General features: G+C 65.3%; 14 protein-coding genes. 1 reads left to right on the top strand and 13 read right to left on the bottom strand.

What is annotated here, in order from left to right:
- Positions 1–75: 75 nt before the first annotated feature.
- The 13 genes from M1B35_RS03415 to tagH form a co-directional block, all read right to left on the bottom strand.
- Entirely contained in the window at positions 76–459 is a 384-nt protein-coding gene (locus M1B35_RS03415; RefSeq protein WP_268261214.1) for a helicase, read from the bottom strand.
- A 139-nt stretch (positions 460–598) separates the two neighbouring features.
- The gene (gene tagQ / locus M1B35_RS03410; RefSeq protein WP_123327849.1) at positions 599–1,534 is read right to left on the bottom strand and encodes a type VI secretion system-associated lipoprotein TagQ; all 936 of its coding nucleotides are present in this window, start codon (positions 1,532–1,534) and stop codon (positions 599–601) included.
- A gap of 82 nt (positions 1,535–1,616) precedes the next feature.
- Positions 1,617–3,323, bottom strand: a complete 1,707-nt coding sequence (locus tag M1B35_RS03405) for a formylglycine-generating enzyme family protein (RefSeq protein WP_268261213.1) — start codon at positions 3,321–3,323, stop codon at positions 1,617–1,619.
- Positions 3,316–4,518, bottom strand: a complete 1,203-nt coding sequence (locus tag M1B35_RS03400; protein ID WP_268261212.1) for an ABC transporter permease — start codon at positions 4,516–4,518, stop codon at positions 3,316–3,318. The genes M1B35_RS03405 and M1B35_RS03400 overlap by 8 nt, the downstream gene beginning before the upstream one ends.
- Positions 4,518–5,234 (bottom strand): ABC transporter ATP-binding protein, encoded by a 717-nt coding sequence (locus M1B35_RS03395; RefSeq protein WP_268261211.1) that lies wholly within the window; start codon positions 5,232–5,234, stop codon positions 4,518–4,520. Before M1B35_RS03395 ends, M1B35_RS03400 begins: the two co-directional genes overlap by 1 nt.
- Positions 5,234–8,284, bottom strand: coding sequence for a serine/threonine-protein kinase (locus M1B35_RS03390; protein ID WP_268261210.1), 3,051 nt, complete (start codon positions 8,282–8,284; stop codon positions 5,234–5,236). The genes M1B35_RS03395 and M1B35_RS03390 overlap by 1 nt, the downstream gene beginning before the upstream one ends.
- A gap of 2 nt (positions 8,285–8,286) precedes the next feature.
- The gene (locus M1B35_RS03385) at positions 8,287–9,021 is read right to left on the bottom strand and encodes a PP2C family protein-serine/threonine phosphatase (RefSeq protein WP_123327854.1); all 735 of its coding nucleotides are present in this window, start codon (positions 9,019–9,021) and stop codon (positions 8,287–8,289) included.
- The gene (gene tagF, locus M1B35_RS03380) at positions 9,022–9,675 is read right to left on the bottom strand and encodes a type VI secretion system-associated protein TagF (RefSeq protein WP_123327855.1); all 654 of its coding nucleotides are present in this window, start codon (positions 9,673–9,675) and stop codon (positions 9,022–9,024) included.
- A complete protein-coding gene (gene tssM / locus M1B35_RS03375; protein ID WP_268261209.1) occupies positions 9,672–13,175 on the bottom strand; it encodes a type VI secretion system membrane subunit TssM in 3,504 nt (1,167 codons plus the stop codon). The genes tagF and tssM overlap by 4 nt, the downstream gene beginning before the upstream one ends.
- Positions 13,172–14,488: a DotU family type VI secretion system protein gene (locus M1B35_RS03370; RefSeq protein ID WP_123327857.1), complete on the bottom strand. Its 1,317-nt coding sequence runs from the start codon at positions 14,486–14,488 to the stop codon at positions 13,172–13,174. Before M1B35_RS03370 ends, tssM begins: the two co-directional genes overlap by 4 nt.
- Positions 14,489–14,494: 6 nt before the next feature.
- Complete coding sequence (gene tssK, locus M1B35_RS03365; RefSeq protein ID WP_123327858.1) at positions 14,495–15,829, bottom strand: type VI secretion system baseplate subunit TssK; 1,335 nt, start codon at positions 15,827–15,829, stop codon at positions 14,495–14,497.
- Positions 15,830–15,844: 15 nt separating this feature from the next.
- Positions 15,845–16,351, bottom strand: a complete 507-nt coding sequence (gene tssJ / locus M1B35_RS03360; protein ID WP_268261208.1) for a type VI secretion system lipoprotein TssJ — start codon at positions 16,349–16,351, stop codon at positions 15,845–15,847.
- A gap of 64 nt (positions 16,352–16,415) precedes the next feature.
- Positions 16,416–17,927: a type VI secretion system-associated FHA domain protein TagH gene (gene tagH, locus M1B35_RS03355; RefSeq protein WP_268261207.1), complete on the bottom strand. Its 1,512-nt coding sequence runs from the start codon at positions 17,925–17,927 to the stop codon at positions 16,416–16,418.
- 393 nt (positions 17,928–18,320) lie between these two features.
- Here tagH and tssA point away from each other — a divergent pair, with 393 nt between their 5' ends.
- The gene (gene tssA, locus M1B35_RS03350; protein ID WP_123327861.1) at positions 18,321–19,340 is read left to right on the top strand and encodes a type VI secretion system protein TssA; all 1,020 of its coding nucleotides are present in this window, start codon (positions 18,321–18,323) and stop codon (positions 19,338–19,340) included.
- Positions 19,341–19,374: the final 34 nt, after the last annotated feature.

The following is a 19,374-nucleotide window of genomic DNA, read 5'->3' as shown; positions in this document are numbered from 1 at the left end:
AGCTGGCTCGCCAGCGATAGCACCCGCAAGATCGTCATCGCCGGTAAGCCGGCGCCTAAAACAGCGGCAAACGCTTTAGGCCTTGGGCTTGGCCTTTTTGGGTTTCAGGTATTTGGTCAGGCCCTGGAACCAGATGACCAGGGCCGGATTGCCCTTGATCTGGATCGACTTGTCCTGAATCCCCGTCATGAACGCCAACTGCTTGTTCTTCGCCTGCAAGGTGGCGAAGCCGTAGGCGGCGTCTTTGAAGGCGATGGCGAAGGCCGGCTCCGGGTAGACACCCGAGCGGCTGGTGATGCGCTGGTCTTTGACCAGGAAGTGACGGGCAATCTTGCCGTCGAGGGTCTGCAGCTGGAACACCAGCTCCTTGTCACCCAATTGCTGCTGGAAGGCGGGATTGTTGCGGCTGGCTTTGCCCATCAACAGGCCCAGCATCCAGAGAAGAAAACGAAATTTCATGCGCGGCGCCTCAGTGGAATTATTGGATGGCGGGCGCAGTTTAACCTGTAACTGGATGAGCGCCAGCGATCTCCTGAAACCTCAGGAGATCGACTGGCGTTCAGTACTTATCGCAACCTATTGTCCGACAATCGCCGCCTCAGACGTTAGGGCAAGGTACCGGAGCCCAATCACCCAGGTCCGGGTTCTTGCACATGCTGTTGACCTGAGTCTGGCCGGTCGCTGCAACCTGCTTGCTCTCGTCCTGCTTGGTCTTGGCCTGCTGCATCGACTTCTCGGTGCTCACCGCTTCTTTAGGAACGGTCGGCAGTGCTTGCTTCTTCGGTGGCTTGACCTGCTTCTTCTTGCCGCTACCGGTGGCGGTGACCGGCGTGGTATCGGCGGTGGCCACGGTGACCACGTCAGTGCGCTGCACGCCCACTTGTTGCAGGTCCTGCTCGTAAGCCTGGTTGTACTTGCTCAGGTCTTCGCTGGCACGACCGTTCACCGCGGTGATCAGGTCGTTGGACTCTTTCAGGCCGGAGACGATTTCCGCCAGGCGCTTGCGGCCTTCGGTGTCGTTGATGCTGTTGGCCTTGCGCGAGCTGATCAGGCTGTCGAACGCACGCTGGTAGCACGCCTGGGAAGCCTTGGCGTACGCGGTGCTGCGGTCGATGTCGGCCACGCTCTTGTTGACGTCGGTGGCGTAGGAAGCGATGCGCTGGTTGTCATCGGCGATCTGCTTCTGGCGCTCGGTGTAGTAACCGGCGGCACCACCGGCCAGGGCACCACCCGCGGCGCCAATGGCGGCGTTGCGGCCGCGCTTGTCGGAGTCACCGGTAAAGGCACCCAGCAGGGCACCGCCGGCCGCGCCCAGGGCTGCACCGGTCACCACCGAGGTGGTCATGTTGGAATCGGTGTCACGCAGGTGCTGCACCGGCTCGTAGCAGCTCGGGTAGTACTCGACCTTGGTGGTCGACGCGACCTTGGACACCGGAGAGGTGGCGCAACCGGTCAGCACGGTACTGAACCCGGCGGCAACCAACAGCAGGTGACGTTTGGACGTTGAAGCAAAAGGCTTACGGGAAAAAAGCATGTGCGTCATCTCGTTTTAGTTTGACCAGCTCGGTGCGGCGCCATGCCGCCCGAGACCCTCCAAGCTCGCGCAAGCGCGCCCCTCATGACTTCTGAGCGGACGATGCGAGCAGTTCCTTCAAAATCGTCGCCGGATCGGCTCGCCGTTGCTGGCGATAGTTCCCGACATGGCGAACGAATATCGTGGCCCGCGTGACCAGGCTCTTGCCGAGCACTGGCTTGCGGTTGAGTTCCTCCTTGATCCGTTGAAACTGCGCCTGGATCACCGCATCGGTGTAGCGGGTACCGGTGGCCAGGTTGTCGATGTAGATCGCCACCGCCCCGTCCAGCGCACTGCGGCCGTTGTTGATGGCTTCGGCGAACAGCTTGGCGCTGGGTTCATCCTTGGCATCAATGGCTTGCTGCTGGCTTTTCTTCAGGTTGGTCAGGCGGATGTTGTAGTTATTGATGGTCTCGGCCACCAGAGCCGACGACTGAATCAGGTTGCCGGCGGCTTCTTCGCGTTGCTGGGCGATCAGCGAGACGTTGCGCTTGAGCTCTTCGTTGACCAGCCCCAGCTCGGCCTGCAGCCGCGGGTCGACACTGGCAGCGATGATGCTGTCCAGGCGCTTGGTCGGGTCCTGGGCATCGTCAATGGCATCGGTCAGGGACGCCAGGCGGCCTTCTTTCTGCCACTGGGCGAACAACTCCTTGTAGCGCGAACGGGGCGCAGCCAGGGCACCCACGGCGACACGGAAACCGGTGGTTTCATTGCTCTGCTCGGTGCCGTCGGCGGCGAACAGCGGGTACTCGCGGCGCATGCCGGTGAACAGCGTGCCCTCGCCTTCCAGGTAGTTGCCACCCTTGACCACAAAGCCGCCGTAGGTGCCTTGGCGCCGTCCGGAATGCACCAGCTGGAACGACTCCTGGACCATCTCCGCGGCGTTGCCGATCACGTCGAACATGCCGATGGGGTTGGGCAACTTGGTGCCGATGGGCATCAAGCGTGCAGCCTGGCCGGTGCCGCCGGCCACTTGGTTGAACACCGCCCAGTCGGCCAGCGGGCCGTCGCTTTCACTGCCCTCCAGGCGCCGGGGGAACAAGCGGCCTTCCAGGTCCTGGCGACTCACGGCCTGGCCACCCCGGGCGGCGTATTCCCACTCGACTTCGGTGGGCAGGCGCACAAAACCCAGGCCGCCGTCTTCCGCCGAGGTGCCACGGCCGCTGACCGGCAGCAGGTCGCGGTGGTTTTTCATCAGCCAGGCGCTGTAGACCGCAGCAAAACGTTCGGCCTCGAAGCGCGACAGCTTGACCTTGGGCAAGCGCCCTTGCAGGCCTTCCGGCGCTTCGCAGGCCGGGGCCGGCTCACCACTGGCCAGGGACTGCGCCTGGGCCATGACCTGGGCATATTGACGGGCGGTGACTTCGTACTTGCCGATGAAATACAGCATCGGCTTGAGCGGCACGCCCGCGCCGGCTTTGGGCAAGCCGGGGCCGATGGCCTTGCTCCAGATCGGCGGCAGATCCTTGAGGGTGAACTGGCCGTTGATGTAGTCCCGGCGATAACCGGAAATAAACGACTGCTGATAACCCGACTCGCCCTCGCTGAAGGGGTAGCCGAGGTTGACTTCACGGTCGTCGAGGGTGCCCTGGGCCAGCACGTAGACGTAGCGGAACACCATCTCGCCTTCGCACGGCAACGGCAGGCTGACGTCATCGGCCAACGGTTTGGGGTTGTCCAGCTTGTCGTCGTCGGCCCAGACGGCGCTCGCCAGGGTCAGGGCCAAGACGGCGGTCAAACACTTATACATCGCGAATTCCTTCACTGGCTTCAATGCGCGACACCCGCCAACCGCCCAGCGCTGCCGCCAGGGTGCTGACGCCCAGCGCCGCAAACAGGGCCAGGGCGTAGTGCACCGGCAACAGATGGCTGGCGTACTCGCCCGGCACCTGCATAAACAAATGGTTGAGCCCGGACTCGGCCAAGGCGTACAGCAAGCCACTCAACAAGGCAGCAAAGCCGGCGCTGTACAGCGCCTGGACCACCACGAACAACAGCAAGGCCCCAGTGGAAAACCCCAGCAGGCGCAGCACCGACAGGGCCCGACGCTTGCGCGCCACCGCCGCCAGGGCACCGGCGAAAATCGCCGCAAAGGCCCCCGCCAGCGCCAACCCGGCTATGACCCAGAAGACCACAGAAAGGTTGCGGCTCAAGGACTGCACCTGAGCAATATTCTGGGCCTGGGTCGACACCAGCAGCCCGCGCTCGGCAAACGCCTGACGCAGCGGCTCGACGTCATTCAGGCTGCGGGCATACAGGCGGAAGGACGGGTACACCCGCTGCCCGGCCGCCGCCGGGGCCTCGCCGTCCCAACCCAGTGCCTCGACGGCCCGGCCATCGCGGTAATCTTCCGCGGCTTCAAGCAGGGCCAGGGGTGCGAACAAGCCATCGCGCTGGAAGGCCTCCAGGGGCAACACCCCCTGCACTTGCACCAGGGTCCGCTGGGCCTCGGTGCGCCCGGCCACTTGCCGGCCGAAACTGACGTGCACCCAGTCACCGACCTTGACCCCGAGTTTCTCGGCAGCGGTGTGGCTGAGCAGCACTGCGTTCAAACCCTGGGGCACCGGCAAAGTGCCGAGCAACGGGTCCAGGGGCGCAGTGGGGATCATTTCCACGGTCACGCCGGGCTCGGCCACGGTCAACGACAACTGCGCCGTGGCCGCGATCTGCCGGGTCCTGGGCAAGGCGAAGGCGACGTCGCTGCGCTGGCCTAACTGGGCAATCACCTCGGCACTGAAACGGCCGCCGCCCAAGGGGATGATTTCCCGCACGGCCGGGTCTTTTTCCAGGCGCTCGGTGAGGCTGCTGACCAAGCCGAACTTCAGGCCGAACAGCACCAGCAGCGGCGCGATCACCGCCACCAGGGCCAACACCGAACAGGCCGACAGCCAGGCGTCGGCGCGGTAATCCTGCCAGGCCAGGCCGGCGGTCAAGGACGCACGCATCAGTGAGCCTCCCCGAGGGTTGCGGTCACACCGCCATCGGCATCGCGGCGACAGCTGATGCGCCGCACCTGCAAGCCGCTGGCCCGAGCCAACTCTTCATCGTGGGTGGCGATGACGCTGCACAGGCCCTGCTCGCGGGCCTGCTTGAGCAGCAGTTGCATGACCCGTTGCGCGTTGATCGGGTCCAGCGCAGCCGTCGGCTCATCGGCCAGGAGCAATTGCGGGCCGTGGGCCAGGGCCCGGGCACAACTGACTCGCTGGCGCTGGCCAACCGACAACGCGGCGGGTTTCTTGTGCAACTGATCGGCGATTTCCAGCTGTTCGGCCAGGCGCCGGGCTTCGCCGTTATCGGCCAGGCCCAGGAGCTTGCGCGAGAGGTTGATATTGCTCTGCACGTCGATAAAACCCAGCAGGCCGCCGGTTTGCAGCACATAACCCAGGTGCCGGCTGCGCAGCCCGGCCAAGGGGTTCTGTCCCGAAGCGCGCCAGATCGCCGCGATGTCGATCACCTGCCGGGCCGGGGCGAATTCAAAGCGCCCGGCCCGATCCGGCGCCTGCACCAGGGCCAGCAGATCGAGCAGAGTGCTCTTGCCGCAGCCACTGGGCCCAACCACCGCCAACTGCTCGCCGGCCCGCAGTTGCAGGCGCGGAATCACCAGGCTGTAGCGTTGGCTGCCAGCCCCACGGGTTTTGCTCACCTCCAGAAGATCGAGCATCACGGCAGCGTCGACAAAGGTACGCGGTACAGCGCATCACCCGGCTCGGCGTCGCCGAAGCGCACCCAGTTGGCCAGGTCGTTGTGGAAGGTTTCGTAAAGACGGATTTTCGAATCCAGCTCGTCGATAAAGTCTTCCTGCTCGGCCACGCTCAAGGACAACCACAGGTCCTGGGTCATGTTCAGCGACTTGCTGCGGTACGGCAGCCCTTCGAGGTACTCGCCCAGCACGCCGCCGTCGGCCAGGTTGGCGCCCTTGCGCAAGGCCGAAGGGTCGCGGCTCATGTAGGCACTGGCGCTGGCGATTTCCTGGAAGAAATCCTTGGGCGAGGTCTGGGTCTTGCGCGCCGCGTCGACGATGAGCTTCAGCGATTGCTGCAGGTCGTTGAGCTGCAGCTTGGTGAGCATCACGCAGACCTGGAACGCCGGCAGCGCCGGGTTGGTCAGGTCGCGGTCGGCCGCCCAGGCGCTGACCAGCTGTGGCGCCTGGCTGGCGGATTGGCGCCCGAGGAAGTCCATGTGCATGGCGTAGCCGATGGCCGCGGATTTCTCCGCCAGGCTCGGCCCCGGCTTGAGCACCGGCACCGCTTGCACCTGCTTGTCACGCACCTGATGCACCAGGTCAGCGAACACCGTGCCGATCTCGCCGATCCGCTCGCCGAACTTGGCCACATCGCCACCCGGCACCGGAATGTACAGGTCGCCGATCTGCGGGTTGGCGTCGGCGGTCAGGGTGCGGTACTGGGTTTCGGCGTAGCCATGATTGTTCTTGCCGGCATCGGTACGCAGGTGCAGCGCGTAGATCTTGATCTGCTTGCCCAGGGCCGCCTGGCGCACTTCGGCCTCGTTCATCTGGGTGCGGCTCAGGGGGTCGTTCTTGCGCAGGGCACCGGCGTCGCTGACCAGCAGGATCAGGCGGCCGCCGTAGCCGGACCAGTCCATGCCTTCCACCGCCTGCATCACCCCGGCGAACGCGTCTTCGTTGAACGAATGGCTGGACACATGGGTGGCCTTGACCTGCCGCGCCAGCTCCATGAAACGTTGCGGGTCGCGGCCCTGGTCCAGGGTCACCAGGGTCTTGGTAACGTACTCCAGGCCCGGGGTTTTCTGGGTGTTGTTGCGAAACCCCACCAGACCGAAGCTGACGCTGTCCAGCTCGCCGCGCTCGGCAATCTTGCTTTGCAGCTCATGCACCACGTCGCGCACTTGGTCGATGTAGGGCTGCATCGACACCGAGGTGTCCACCACCAGCACCACCGCCGTGCGGAAGGCATCGCCCGCGGCCTGCGGGTTGTTCGCCGGCAGGCTTTTGCCACGGCTGTCGCTGATGCTTTGCGGGCTGTTGCCCGGGTCGATGGACGCCACATTCAGCAACTGCACCGGCTGGCCGTTTTCGTCGAAACTTTCCTTGGAGTCGAAAATCGGCAGCAGGTAAAACTGATCCTGAGGCACCGCGCTGGCCCCCGGCTCCAGGGCCAACACACGCTGGTCATCCTGGGGGTTTTTCTGCACATTGAGCAGCAGGTTTTTCGCCGCCGCCGGGTCCGCCAGCAGGCGCTCCAGCTCGCCGGCCTGGCGCACGAACATCACCGGCGCACGACCGGAACGCTCGGTGAACTTGAGCACCAGGCTCTGCTTCCAGTCACTGACCTGCTCGGCCGGCAACCAGCCGGCACTGCGGCCATCACTGGCCGCGCCGACCCGCAGCCAGGCGCTGCCGTTGACGCTCTTGCGCTGGTACACGTACAGCACCGAAAACGCTGGCACAGCCTGGCCCGGTGCCGCCCCCGGCTCGCTGGAAAAGCTCGCCCCGGGCTTACTCAATACGCGCTGGAACAGGGTCTTCTTGCCGGCCATCAACAACGGCCGCTGGCCGCCATCGACATCCGCCGCCACCGGCTGGCTCACCGGCGGCGCTGCCACCGCAGGCACGTTGGCCGTGGAAGAGGATGAAGACGCCTTGGCCGCTGGCGCCGGGCTTTCGCCACCCAGCCACCAGTAACCGGCACCACCGATGGCCAGGGCAACGGCCACGGCCACACCCGCCAGCACCGGCGTCGAACCACGCCGAGACGGCGCAGGGGCAGGAGTCGGAGTCGCTACCGGCTCGGGTGCAGGCGGCCGGGTTTCAGCACGCGGGGCCTGCTGGGGAATCTCGATGGACACCGGCGTCAAGCCGGCCAATTCATTACCGGGCGGCGTCGCCTGCGACGGCAGGGCCACGGGCTGGATAAGGGTTGCCTCGATGTCCGGGGTCGCCGTCGGCAATTGATCCAGGGCGCGCAACAAGGCCGCCGCGTCCGCATAACGCTCGGCCGGGTCCTTGGCCAGCAATTTGCGCAGGATGTGCTGGTAGCGACCGTGGTGCAGTGGCAGTTCCGGCATCGGCTCGGTCAGGTGGGCCAGGGCCGTGGACAAGGCGTCAGTGCCGTTGTACGGCAGCTCACCGACGAGGATTTCATACAGCACCACGCCCAAGGCGTAGAGGTCGGCACGGCCGTCGATGTCCTGGCCGCGCGCCTGCTCAGGGCTCATGTAGCTCGGGGTGCCGACGGCAAAACCGGCCTGGGTGAACTGGGTGCGGTCATCCAGGGACTTGGCGATGCCGAAGTCCGAAAGCACAGCGGTGCCGTCGGCGCGGAACAGGATGTTGGCCGGCTTCACATCGCGGTGCACCAGCCCCTGGGCATGGGCGTAACCCAGCGCCGAGGCAATCTGGCGAATGTAGGCCAGGCCCTGCTCCGGGGTCAGGCCGGCGGCGATGCGCTCTTTCAGGGTGCCGTTGGGCAGGTATTCCATGGCCATGTAATACAGGTCACCGACATTGCCGATGTCATGCACGGTCACGGTGTGCGGGTGCGACAGCCGCGCCAGGGTCTTGCCCTCGCGCAGGAAGCGCTCGCAGAAACTCGGGTCGGCCGCCAGCGCCGCCGCCATGACCTTGAGCGCCACCTTGCGCTCCAGGGAGCGCTGGGTCGCCAGGTACACGGTGGCCATGGCGCCCTCGCCCACTTCGCCCTGGATGTCGTAGCCGGGAATCAGAATGTCCATGCTCAATGTCCTGCGGCTTTGACGACGATGGCGGTGATGTTGTCCGGGGCGCCCCGGGTCAGGCCCAGGTGGATCAGGCTGCGCACCACGTCATTGGGCTCGCTGTGGCACAGCACATCGCGCAGCTCACGGTCTTCGGCGGTCTTGTTCAGGCCATCGCTGCACAGCAGGAAACTGTCGCCGGCCCGCACCTGCAGGTCGACCTGGGACAGTTCCAGATGGTCCTGTACACCCACCGCTCGGGTGACGATGTTGGCCCGTGGGTGCACCCGCGCCTCGGCCTCGCTGAGCAGGCCGCTGTCTTGCAAGTCCTGGACGTAGCTGTGGTCCCGGGACAGGGCTTCCAGCTCGCCGTCACGCAGGCGATACAGGCGGCTGTCACCGGCCCACAGGCACGCCCCACGGTCGCCGCGTACCGCCAGCAGGACCACGGTGCTGCCCATCATGGTCACGCCACGATTGGCGGTTTCCTCGCGCACCGCGGCGTTCACCCGGGCCAGGCCGTTGCGCAGCGCGGCGACATAGTCTTCCAGGCTCGCACCCTCGGCAATCTGCCGCAGGCTGTCGACGATCAGGCTGCTGACGTAATCCCCAGCGGCGTGCCCGCCCATGCCGTCGGCCACCACCCAAAGCCCGGATTCCGGGACTTCGAGGAAGGCGTCTTCGTTGATTTTCCGCACCATGCCGACATGGCTGCAGCTGGCGGACTGGTAGGACAATTGCGGCGCAGAACTCATTTAGACGGCACCTTCTTGTCCGAGCAAAAACTGAGCGAAATCATTGGCCGGTGGCAGCCCCTGGCAACCCAGGAGCATCGGGCTGATTTGCGGCGAACCGCGCCCCCACCAGAAACTCGATCCCTCGCACGCCCACTCGGCGAGCACCGCGCCACGGGCCTCGGGATCATTCACGGCAAACTGGCGCAAGCCGGCAAAACGGCTGCCGGGCACACGCGGCTTGGGCATGGGTGCGCCCAGGGCCTGCAAACCACTTTCCAGGGCCTCGAAGCTGGCCGTGTCGTCCAGGGTCGCCAACAGCAACTCCTCGACCCGTTCAAACCAGTGATCGGGGCCACTCACCAGGGACGCCAGGTCGCTGTCTTGATCCAGCAGCGCGGCAATGGTCAGGGGGAAATAGCGCCCGACCCGGTCGATGCTCGGCATCACCACACCCACCACCGCCTGCGGCCCACAGACCCCGGCAGCCAGGGCGAAGCGCCACAACGGGCTGACCAGGTACGCATTCAGCCACTGGCTGCCCAAGGCGGTCTGGCTGGCCAGCAAGCCGGCGGCCAACCAGCTGTCCCAAGGGCCGATAAAGCTCTGGGGCAGGCCCCGGCTGACAAAGTCGCCACGGCTGGCCAACTTGCCGTACAGGCCCAGGCCGGTCATAACCGCTCCGGCAGGCTGAAGCCGCTGAGCACCCGGCTCTTGAACGGGTTGAAGGCGCTGTTGGCACGCAGCTCATAGGAAATGCTCGCCCCGTCCACCCGCAGCCGCAGGTTGAAACGGTCCGGCGAGTTGCCCGCGGTCAGGTCCGATTGCTCCAACAAGCGGAACCAGGCCCAGGGGCCGTCCAGGGTCACTCCGGAACGCCCGCTGGCCGAAGGCGGCATGATCGACAGGCGCACCACACCGATGCTCCCCGGGTTCGGCCATTGCATGGCCACCGGGCGGCTCGGGCCGTGGTCGTAGCTCAGTTGCTGGCCGTCCAGATCAAGCAGGAACTGGGTGATGCTGGCGTCCATGGCCACTGGCTTCAGCTCAAAGCGCACCGTGGGTTGGGTACCGCCGGAACGGAAGAACGCGTCGCGGATATTCGCTGCGCGCTGGAAGGTTTGCAGCACCCCCGGCGAGATCCCCAGCTTCTGTGCGGCGCCCGGCTGCCAGCTCCAGGTGGTCGTCGAGGTGTTGACGTAAGGCTGCAGGTATTTGCGGAAGTAGTTGTCCATCACCCCGCCAACCCCGAAGAACTGGCCGAAGTCATCCAGGGTCGCGTCCCGGGCACTGCCCGGCGACATCGGGTAACGGCCGCTCAGAGACTGGCGATAGACGTTGACCACCTCGCTGATCCAGGCCGCGTTCAGTTGGTTGCGCACCCCGCCCATCATGGTGTTGGTGGTGGAATTGACCACCGACTTGACCAGCCCCTGGACCAGCGGCGGTTGGCGCTCGGCGGTCAGGCTGACCCGGGCCGCCGCCGCACTGGCCTGGTTCTTGGCTTCACCCAGCAAGGCATCGCCGCTGGCACCGACCATGGCGCTGACTTGGGCATACAGGGCATTCATGTCGGCCAGCAGGCCATCGATGGCCGCCGGCTCGCCCTCGCCTTTGCTCACCAGGCTATTGAGGTCGGCAAAGTGCGCGCTGACCGGGTCGTCGGTGGGCGCTGCAGCAGACGGATTGGCCGCCTGCTCCTGACCCAGCAGGGAACCCAGGCGTTGCTTGAGCTGGTCCACGCCGCCATCAACCTTCTGGCCCTGGGCCGCGAGCAGGCGCTCTTCCTGTTGCAGGTCGGTTTCCTTGGCCACCGCCACCAAGAGTTTTTTCAAGGGCGAACTGGGCCCGGACAGAATCCGCAGCACATCCGCCGCCTGGGCCACGCTGGTGATCGGCACAAAGTCGATGTCCGCCAACAGCGCATCCCACTGGCGCACGTAGTCCTGGAAGTACAGGCGGCGCACATCCGCCGCCAGGCTGGCGACGTTCTGCTGATCCGCCTGATCGCGCCCCAATACCCACTGCTCTTCCGCCAGGGTGCCGGCCTGGTCCAGGCTGGCCAGGAGGAAACCTTCGCGGTAGCCCTTGGCGGTGAACAGGCCGCTCAGGGGTTCGCTCAACGGCTTGCCGCTCTTGCGGGTTAACACCAGCGCCGCATCGCGACCGCCGGCCTCGCTGAGGCGGAAATCCGCTACGCCGGCCGGCAGCTTGGCGCGCTTGACCCGGTCATACACCCGCTGCGCCACAGGCAGCTGTTGCAACTGGCGACGCAGGTCGTCGATCAACTGCTGGTCCAGGCGCGCATTGGGCGGGTGCTTCTCGAACAAGGCTTGCAGGTGCCCGGCCAGGGCCTGGCGCTGGTCGGGCGGCAGGTCGCGGGCCAGCGTGCGGTCCCAGTCCAGGGTGATCCAGGCCTTGATGAAGTCCGGGTCGTAGTGCTCGCTGTCCGCCAGCATCAGGTAGGCCTTGAGCCCCTCGTAGAGGAAGTCCGAATTGCCGCCGCCGTGCAGTTGTTCCTCGATGCGGGTCATCAGCCGAGGCGCGAACACCGCCACCAGCAGCTTGCGATAGACGCTGGCGGATTCGGCTTCGAGCATGTCGCCCTGGTACAGGCCCAGGCCTTCGGCCCAGCCCGGCGCATCACCGGCCAGATGACGAGTGGCGTTGAGCAGGGGCAGCACCGCCAGCACATCGCGCTGGGCCGGGCTGAGGTTCTGCACCGTGGCGCCCAAAGGCGCGACCCGCTGATCCACCTGGGCGATATAAGCCTGGTTGGCCCGGTAACTGACAAACCACAGGGTCCCGACCACCAGCACCACGGCCACGGTGGCCGCCAGCACGCCACGGGCGATCCACTTGCGGCGTCGCTCGACCTTGGGGTTGACGCCCACCAGCCCGCGTTCGGCAAAGGCCACGGCGCTGAAGAGTTTTTCGATGAAGTAACTGCGCCCGGTGCCGGTCTGGCGAGCCAGGTGCTGGCGGTCCAGGTTCATGCTCTGGGCCATGGCGCCGATCAGTCGGTCGATCGGGCTGCCTTCCTGGGTGCCACTGGTGAAGTAGACGCCGCGCAGCAGCACCCGCTCTTCAAAGGCATTGGGCTTGAACACGCCGTCGAGGAAGTGTTGCAGGCTTTCCTTGAGCGCCGCGAACTGCTGCGGGAAACCGTAGATCAGGTCGCGCCGCACCGGGTCGCGCTCCTGTTGCAGGCGCTCCACCAGCCGCTCATTGAGGCGCTGCTCCAGGCCGGCGAATTCGCTTTGCAACTGGGCCAGGGGGCTCTCGTCGCTCTTGCCGTCGTCCAGGGCAAAGGTCATGCCCCAAACCTGGGCCCGCTCTTCCTTGCTCAGGGCGTCGAAGAACTCCATGAAGCCCGGCACCAAGTCCAGTTTGGTGAGCATCAGGTAAATCGGAAACCGCACCCCCAACTGGGTGTACAGCTCCTGGATGCGCAGGCGGATCGCCGCCGCGTGGGCTGCACGCTCGGCATCGCTGCCCAGCAGCAGGTCGGACAAGCTGATGGCGACGAAGGCGCCGTCGATGGGCCGCCGCGAACGCTGGTTTTTCAGCAGGTCGAGAAAGCCCAGCCAGGCCGCCTTGTCCACCGTGGCGTGACTGTCTTGGGTGGTGTAGCGGCCAGCGGTGTCGAGCAGCACTGCCTGGTCGGTGAACCACCAATCACAGTTGCGGGTGCCGCCCACGCCACGCACCGCACCGGCACCCAACTGGGCCGCCAGGGGAAAGTGCAGCCCGGAGTTGACCAGCGCGGTGGTCTTGCCCGAGCCCGGCGGGCCGATGATCACGTACCACGGCAGCTCATACAGATTGCGACGTTCGTCGCCGCCGAGCTTGGCCTTCTTCAACAGCGCCAGGGCTTCGTCCATACGCTGGCGCAAGGTCGCCAACTCTTCGGCAGTGGCCACGCTGTCCGGGTCCGGCGGGGTGTCGGCGGCCAGGCTTTGCAAGACCTTGGCCGCATGGCGCCGGGCCTGAATGATGCGAAACACCCGGTAGGCAATCCACACCGCGAAGATGAAGACGATCAACGCCCAGCGCCGGCCTTCCGGCACCAGGAATTCCAGCAGCGGCCCGATGAACCAGATGATCAGGCTCAGGGCGATCAGGCCCAGCAAGGGGATCACCCAGCGGACCACAAAACTCAACAACGCCTTCACTCGACGCCCTCCGCCAATACGGTGATTTCTACCCGACGATTACGCGCCCGCCCTTCGGCGGTGGCATTGGATGCCAGCGGCTCGGTGTCGCTGCGGCCTTCGGCGCTGAAGCGCTCGGGCTGCCCGGTCTTCGCGGCCAGGATCTGCAACACCGACTCGGCGCGGGCCTGGGACAGCTTCCAGTTGGACGGGAAGCGCAAGGTGGCGATCGGCCGATTGTCGCTGTGACCGGTCACCCGCACCTCGCCCTTGACCTTGCGGATGGCGTCGGCGATGCGCAGCATCAGCGGCTGGTAGTCATCGACAATGCTGGCGCTGGCCGAGGCGAACAGTTCGTCGCCACGGATGGTCACCACTGAGCGGTCGACGGCATCTTCTACCGCCACGCGCCCGGCGCGGATTTCGTCGGCCAGGAAACCCGCCAGGCGCGGACGTTCCACCAGCTTGGGCTGGGCCACTTGGCGGTCGATGGTCTGCACCGGGATTTCCCCCAGGGCATGGATGTTCTTGAACACCGGCTCGGCATCCGCCGCCAGCTTCAGGCGCAGGCCGAACAGCAACGCCAGAAGCAGCGCGACGCCGATGGCCACGGCGATCCAGGGCGGCATGAATTGCGCCAGCCGGTCGCGGGCCACGGTGACGCCGCGCCAATGGGGCGACAGCTCACGCTCGTGTTCGCCGCGGGCGCTGCGAATCGCCGCCGCAGTGCGTTCACGCAAGGCTTCCAACTGGCTGCGACCGTCATTCATCACCCGGTAGCGGCCTTCAAAACCCAGGCACATGCACAGGTACAACAGTTCCAGCAGGTACAGGCGCTCCCGTGGGCTTTGCAGGCAGTGCTCCAGCAGCTGGAAAACCTTCTCGCCGCCCCAGGCTTCGTTGTGCACGGTGATCAGCAGGCTCTGCTTGCCCCAGTCGCTGGTGCTGCCCCAAGGCGTACTCAATACCGCCTCATCGAGGGCGGTGCACAGCGCGTAACGGGCCAGCAGCACGTCGTTGCGCACCACGCCCGCGGCCTCGGCACGCTCTTCGAACTGGCGCAGGTAGCCCAGCAACTGGGCCCGCAGGCTGGCCGGGGCCGGGTGGGCAATGGTGTTGCGCAGCCGGGTCAGCAACGCCAGCAACGGCCCGGCGGCGCTCTCCAGGGGGTTGAGGCCCTGGGCCTGGCCGGTGGACAGCGGCGCGGCCGGCATCGCCAACGCCGGGGCAGGTGCCGGGCGCCCGGCTTCCGGGGCACGGCCACCGGGACGGGGCATGAATTGGGTGCGGTCATTGGCCGGGGGCTGACCGTTCGAATCGTCGAAGGGATGCATCGCGACTTATCCTCGGATGGCCCAGAAGGCCAGGTTCAACCCCGGGAATTCACCCGCGACATGGAACGCGAAACCGCCGGAATGAATCAGCTGTTTCCAGTGCTCGCTGCCCCGGTCCAGTTCGTAGTACGTCGAGCCGGCGTGGTACGGCAGTTGCCGTGGCGCCACCGGCAGCGGCAACAGGCCAATGCCCGGCAGTTGCAGGTTGACCAGGTCGCGGATGTGCTCCACCGAACCCACCTTGCTTTGCTGGGCGAAGCGCCCGCGCAGGGTTTCGCCGGGCACATCGGCACGCACCACCAGGATGAAGCTGGCGCTGTCGATCAGGGTCTTGTCGGCCAGCATGGCCACGTGCACGCCGTAGGCTTTCTCGACAATCGGGATCGGGATCGCCTTGCTGTCGATCAGCATCGACAGGGCTTCACGCAAGGCCTGCATCACCGGGGCAAAGCTCGGTGCCAGTTCGTCGTGCAGGTACGGCGGGTATTCCGCCGGACGCCGGGCACTGTTGGAAAAGGTCGCGAACTCACCGGCCAGGCTCACCAGCTCGCTGTACAGCCGCTCCGGGTGCAATGGGCTGAGCTGGCTCAGGTGGCTGATCAGCGGCTGGGCGCGGTTGACCAGTTGCAACAGCATGAAGTCGGCAATTTCCGAAGCACCGCCCGCACCCGACGCCACCACGCGCCCGGCCAGGGCTTCGCCGCGTTGGTGCAACAGGCCCAGCAACTCGCTGCGGAACGCCGCCAGGGGTTTGGCCGCGGCCACGTCGAGCACCGGCGGGATGTAACTGTCATCGAGGATCAGGGCACGGTCAGCGCGTTTTTCCTTGACCCGCACCAGGCCGATGGCGGCGTAGTCGCTCAAGCCATCGCCGGCGGTCAACAGACGCAAGGCCCGGGAGCCCACGGCCACGGGCGCGCGGTTCTCGAACGGAGCGTTGTCATCGCGGACTTCGCGAACCTGGCTCAGGTAGCGCGCCCCGCCCAGTTCTTCACCTTCATCCACGGTGTCGCGGGCACCGGCCCGTTTGAGCGGCAAGGCCAGGTACACCAGGCCGTCGCGCAGGCCGTCGTCGATGTTCAGCGGGCTCGGCGCCAGATCGTCATGGGGAATGTTGAACGGCGTGCCATCGGGCAACAGGCCACGGGCCGAAACAATGGCCAGCTTGCCCTGAGCCAGCAGCCCCTGGTCCAGCTGCAGCTCGGAGAAGCCCCAGGCGCCCACGCTCAGCGGACGGCTGCGGGCATCAATGAGGTTTTCCAGGTAACGGTCATGCTGTTGGAAGTGCTGGGTTCCAATGAACATGCCTTCCGACCAGACCACGCGATTGTTCCAGGACATGGTTGCTCCGTTTGCCTATTGGGCAGGGCTGGATGGGGACGCCGCGACCGCACTGCGCACTGCGCGCGCGTCGAGGCTGATCAAGTACTCGCTGTGCTGGCGCGACGGCACGTTGACCACGGTGCGCCACTGCGCCTGGTCGATTTCGCGGTAGCCCACCAACAGGCCGAGGTGACGGGTAGCCGGGTCCAGGGTGCGTTCCAGGCTCAGTTGGTCACCGGGCTGGATCAGCACCTCGTCCTGATCGATCAGGTCGGCACCCAGGGTCGCCGGGGCGCGTTCGGCCAGGGCGAAATAGTCGGAGCGCAGGAACAGCGCCGGGTTCTTCAATTCGAAGATGCGCACCCGCACCGGCGCAGGCTCACCGCCAGGACCGGGGTTGAGCCCGGCCTCGGCCTGAAAGCGCAGGACCAGGCTGGCGGTGTCCGCCGCCTTGGCCGCCTCGGCCACGCTGGGCGGCGCATCCTTGGCACAGGCGGCCAGCAGGAGCATGGCGGCCAATGTCAGCAATCGTTGAATCATCCTGCGTCCTCAATGACGTATCAGCTGTCCGTGTTTCGGTGTTTACAAGGTGATCCGGGCCCGCTCAGGAACGCCGCAGCCGGTGGGTGTGCTCTTCATAGGCACGACTGAATTCACGCCCGAACAGGTCCTGGAAGTCGTCCTGGGCCTCGCGGGAAATCTGGCTGTAGAGCGCAGTGAATTGCTGCCAGTACTGAGCCTGGCGCGAACCACTGAACAGGTTGCTCAAGCCGCCGGGCTTGCCCATGCGGGTTTCCAGCTCGGCCGGTTCGAAGCGCTGCAACAGATGCTTGATGGCCGCTTCCACCCCGGCCATGACCGCCAGCTGGTGAGCCCGCAGGTCATCGAAACTGTCCTGCACCGCCAGGTCCGGCGCCATGAATGCCTGGTTGCTGCGCCGCAGCATCAGCAACATGGCTTCATCCACATTGGGGGCGAACTTCAGCGGGTTGTTCTCCACCGGGCGAATCATGGTCTGCTGCATGCGGAACTCGCCCTTGAGGCTGCTGCGGGCGCGCAACACATCGATCAGGCCCTCAACCATCAAGCGGTAGCTGCGACCGAGGTTTTCCATCTGCGCCTCGGCCTGCTCCCGGTCGATGCGCAAGTGATCAATGCCGGCGCCGCGCAAAAAGGCCTGCAGCAGGTCGGCTTGCGGGGCTGTCGCGGGCGCTGCCGGCGCCACAGGTGCAGGTGCAGGTGCAGGTGCAGGTGCAGGTGCAGGTGCAGGTGCAGGTGCAGGTGCAGGTGCAGGCGAAACCAGGGGCGAGGTTGCCGCAACAGGGACGTCAAGTGGCAGGGGTTGTGGCGGCGGCGCAATCGGTGCGCTGGCAACGGCGGGCTGTGCAAACGGCAGGGCTGCAACTGCAATGTCCGCCCAGGGGTCGGCGGCAGGCGCCGGCGTATCGGCAAACAGATCCCAGTCTGCGGGGATCATCGGCGCGCCACTCACCGCCGCGGGTGCGACGACCGGCGCCGGAGTGGGCGTTGGCGTTGGCGTTGGCGTTGGCGGACGGAAATCATGCTGTTCGGCCGGCACATGATCGGCCTGGGTGGCCGGTGGCGTGGCGCTGGGCGTCAGGAAGTCGAACAGGTCGGGCATGGTGGCCATGGACGAGCCGCCCTGGAAGTGGGCAATCAGCGCCGGGGCAATGACTGGAGTCGGCGCCGGATCGTGCGCCTGACGCCCCATCAAGGCGTCAAAACTGTTGGAACTGTTCTCGGCAAACCCCTGGGTACCGCCCACGCCAAGATCGAAATCGATGCGCGCACTGATCTCGTACTCGCCGATGCGGATCACTTCGCCATCGGCCAGCGGCTCGCTGTTACCCCGGCGCAGACGCACACCGGCCTTGACCAACTCCACACCATTAGTGCTGTTATCGGTTAAGTAGTAGCGGCCTTCTTTATATTGAATAACGCAATGTAGCGCGGAAACTAAGCGCTCTGGATCTGGAAGTACCCAATCATTATCCGCGCTGCGGCCAATTGCCATCACACCCCGATCCATTACTTTCTCGGGGCATTGGCCGGGGGTAATCTTGTGATAACTAGTGATAGTCAGACACAGCGACATCGCGCCTCCTTGCTGTACTTCGCCTGCGAACCGCCGCTAGGAAAAAAGTTCCGTCACGCTTGAAAAAAAACCACAAAAAAGCCTCAAAACAGCGTCTCTATCCGCCTGAAAGCCCCATTCTAAAGGCCCCAGATGACAAAAACTGTTTTTCGACCAGCAAAACTGACTTGATAGTCAAAGAAGTTTATTGGCGACATCTCAGTGTCACGAAGAGTGAATAGCTTACCTTGACAAGCCCCAACTACTACACCAAAAATGCACAACTTCTTGTACACGGATGATGGCTCACTAACATCAATGAGTCTATATAAACCAAGAAATGTGACCTGGTTCACAAAGAACTAAGCCTTAGTTACCCGACTGTTCAGCGGGCTGATACGGAGATCAAATCAAGTGGATGTGCCCCTGTTGCTCGCCGCCGTTTCCGCGACTTCGCCCTGTGGCGAAGACCTGGAATATGACGCGAACTTTCTGCACTTGGAGCGGGCCGCCCAAGGCCAGCCCGAGCGCAGCATGGGCGACTCGATCCTGCCTGCCGAACCGCCGGACTGGCGCAGCATACGCCAGCAAAGCCTGGACCTGCTGGCCCGCAGCAAAGACCTGCGCATCACCCATTTTCTTCTGCAAAGCACCCTGGCCCTCGATGGCCTGCCGGGGCTTGCCGACAGCCTGCAACTGATCGAACAACTGCTCGCCACCTACTGGCCCGAGTTGCACCCGCGCCTGGACGCCGATGACGACAACGACCCCACGGTGCGCATCAATGCCCTGGCCGGTTTGACCTGCGACACCACCGTCGGCCTGCTGCGTGAAAGCATCCTCACCCGCTCCCGGGCCTTCGGGCCGGTCAGCCTGCGTGCGGCGTTCAACGCCAGCGGCTTGCAGCATTTCAACGGCGAAAGCCTGAGTGCCGAGCACCTGGCCGGCGCCCTGCAAGACAGCGACGCCGAACAGCTGGAGCTGGTACGCAACGCCTTGCGCAGCGCGCGCGCGTCCTGCGAGGCCATCGAGCAATACGTCAGCGAACACGTGGGCAGCGCCAGTGGCGTGGACCTTTCGGCCCTCAAGCAGCCGCTCAAGCTGGCCCTGCAAGTGCTCGGGCAACACGCCCCGCAAGGTGCCGACAGCGTTGAGGCGGACGTCGCCGAACAGGCCCCCGACAACGACCCGGCCCAGCCAGTGGCCAGTGCGGCGCCGCGCGTCTCCGGCGAGATCAACAGCCGCGACGATGTGCTGCGCAGCCTCGACCGGATCCTCGCGTACTACCAGCGCCACGAGCCGTCCAGCCCGCTGCCGATGCTGTTGAACCGGGCCAAGAATCTGGTCAACGCCGACTTCGCGGCCATCGTGCGCAATCTGATTCCCGACGGCATGTCCCAATTTGAAAACCTGCGTGGCCCGGAAGGCGAATAAGCCCCCAAGGCGCCCGCAGCCCCGTTAACGGCAA

This window comes from Pseudomonas morbosilactucae, from assembly GCF_023241665.1.
Classification (GTDB): domain Bacteria; phylum Pseudomonadota; class Gammaproteobacteria; order Pseudomonadales; family Pseudomonadaceae; genus Aquipseudomonas; species Aquipseudomonas morbosilactucae.
The sequence above is the reverse complement of the archived record's forward strand: the minus strand, read 5'-3'. Positions and strand labels throughout refer to the sequence as shown.

What these genes read in the sequence shown, in the direction of transcription:
- tssJ (WP_268261208.1), bottom strand. Translation starts at nt 16,351, where the DNA reads ATGATTCAACGATTGCTGACATTGGCCGCCATGCTCCTGCTGGCCGCC.
- M1B35_RS03370 (WP_123327857.1), bottom strand. Translation starts at nt 14,488, where the DNA reads ATGCATCCCTTCGACGATTCGAACGGTCAGCCCCCGGCCAATGACCGC.
- tssK (WP_123327858.1), bottom strand. Translation starts at nt 15,829, where the DNA reads ATGTCCTGGAACAATCGCGTGGTCTGGTCGGAAGGCATGTTCATTGGA.
- tagH (WP_268261207.1), bottom strand. Translation starts at nt 17,927, where the DNA reads ATGTCGCTGTGTCTGACTATCACTAGTTATCACAAGATTACCCCCGGC.
- M1B35_RS03415 (WP_268261214.1), bottom strand. Translation starts at nt 459, where the DNA reads ATGAAATTTCGTTTTCTTCTCTGGATGCTGGGCCTGTTGATGGGCAAA.
- M1B35_RS03400 (WP_268261212.1), bottom strand. Translation starts at nt 4,518, where the DNA reads ATGCGTGCGTCCTTGACCGCCGGCCTGGCCTGGCAGGATTACCGCGCC.
- M1B35_RS03405 (WP_268261213.1), bottom strand. Translation starts at nt 3,323, where the DNA reads ATGTATAAGTGTTTGACCGCCGTCTTGGCCCTGACCCTGGCGAGCGCC.
- tagQ (WP_123327849.1), bottom strand. Translation starts at nt 1,534, where the DNA reads ATGCTTTTTTCCCGTAAGCCTTTTGCTTCAACGTCCAAACGTCACCTG.
- M1B35_RS03395 (WP_268261211.1), bottom strand. Translation starts at nt 5,234, where the DNA reads ATGCTCGATCTTCTGGAGGTGAGCAAAACCCGTGGGGCTGGCAGCCAA.
- tagF (WP_123327855.1), bottom strand. Translation starts at nt 9,675, where the DNA reads ATGACCGGCCTGGGCCTGTACGGCAAGTTGGCCAGCCGTGGCGACTTT.
- M1B35_RS03390 (WP_268261210.1), bottom strand. Translation starts at nt 8,284, where the DNA reads ATGGACATTCTGATTCCCGGCTACGACATCCAGGGCGAAGTGGGCGAG.
- M1B35_RS03385 (WP_123327854.1), bottom strand. Translation starts at nt 9,021, where the DNA reads ATGAGTTCTGCGCCGCAATTGTCCTACCAGTCCGCCAGCTGCAGCCAT.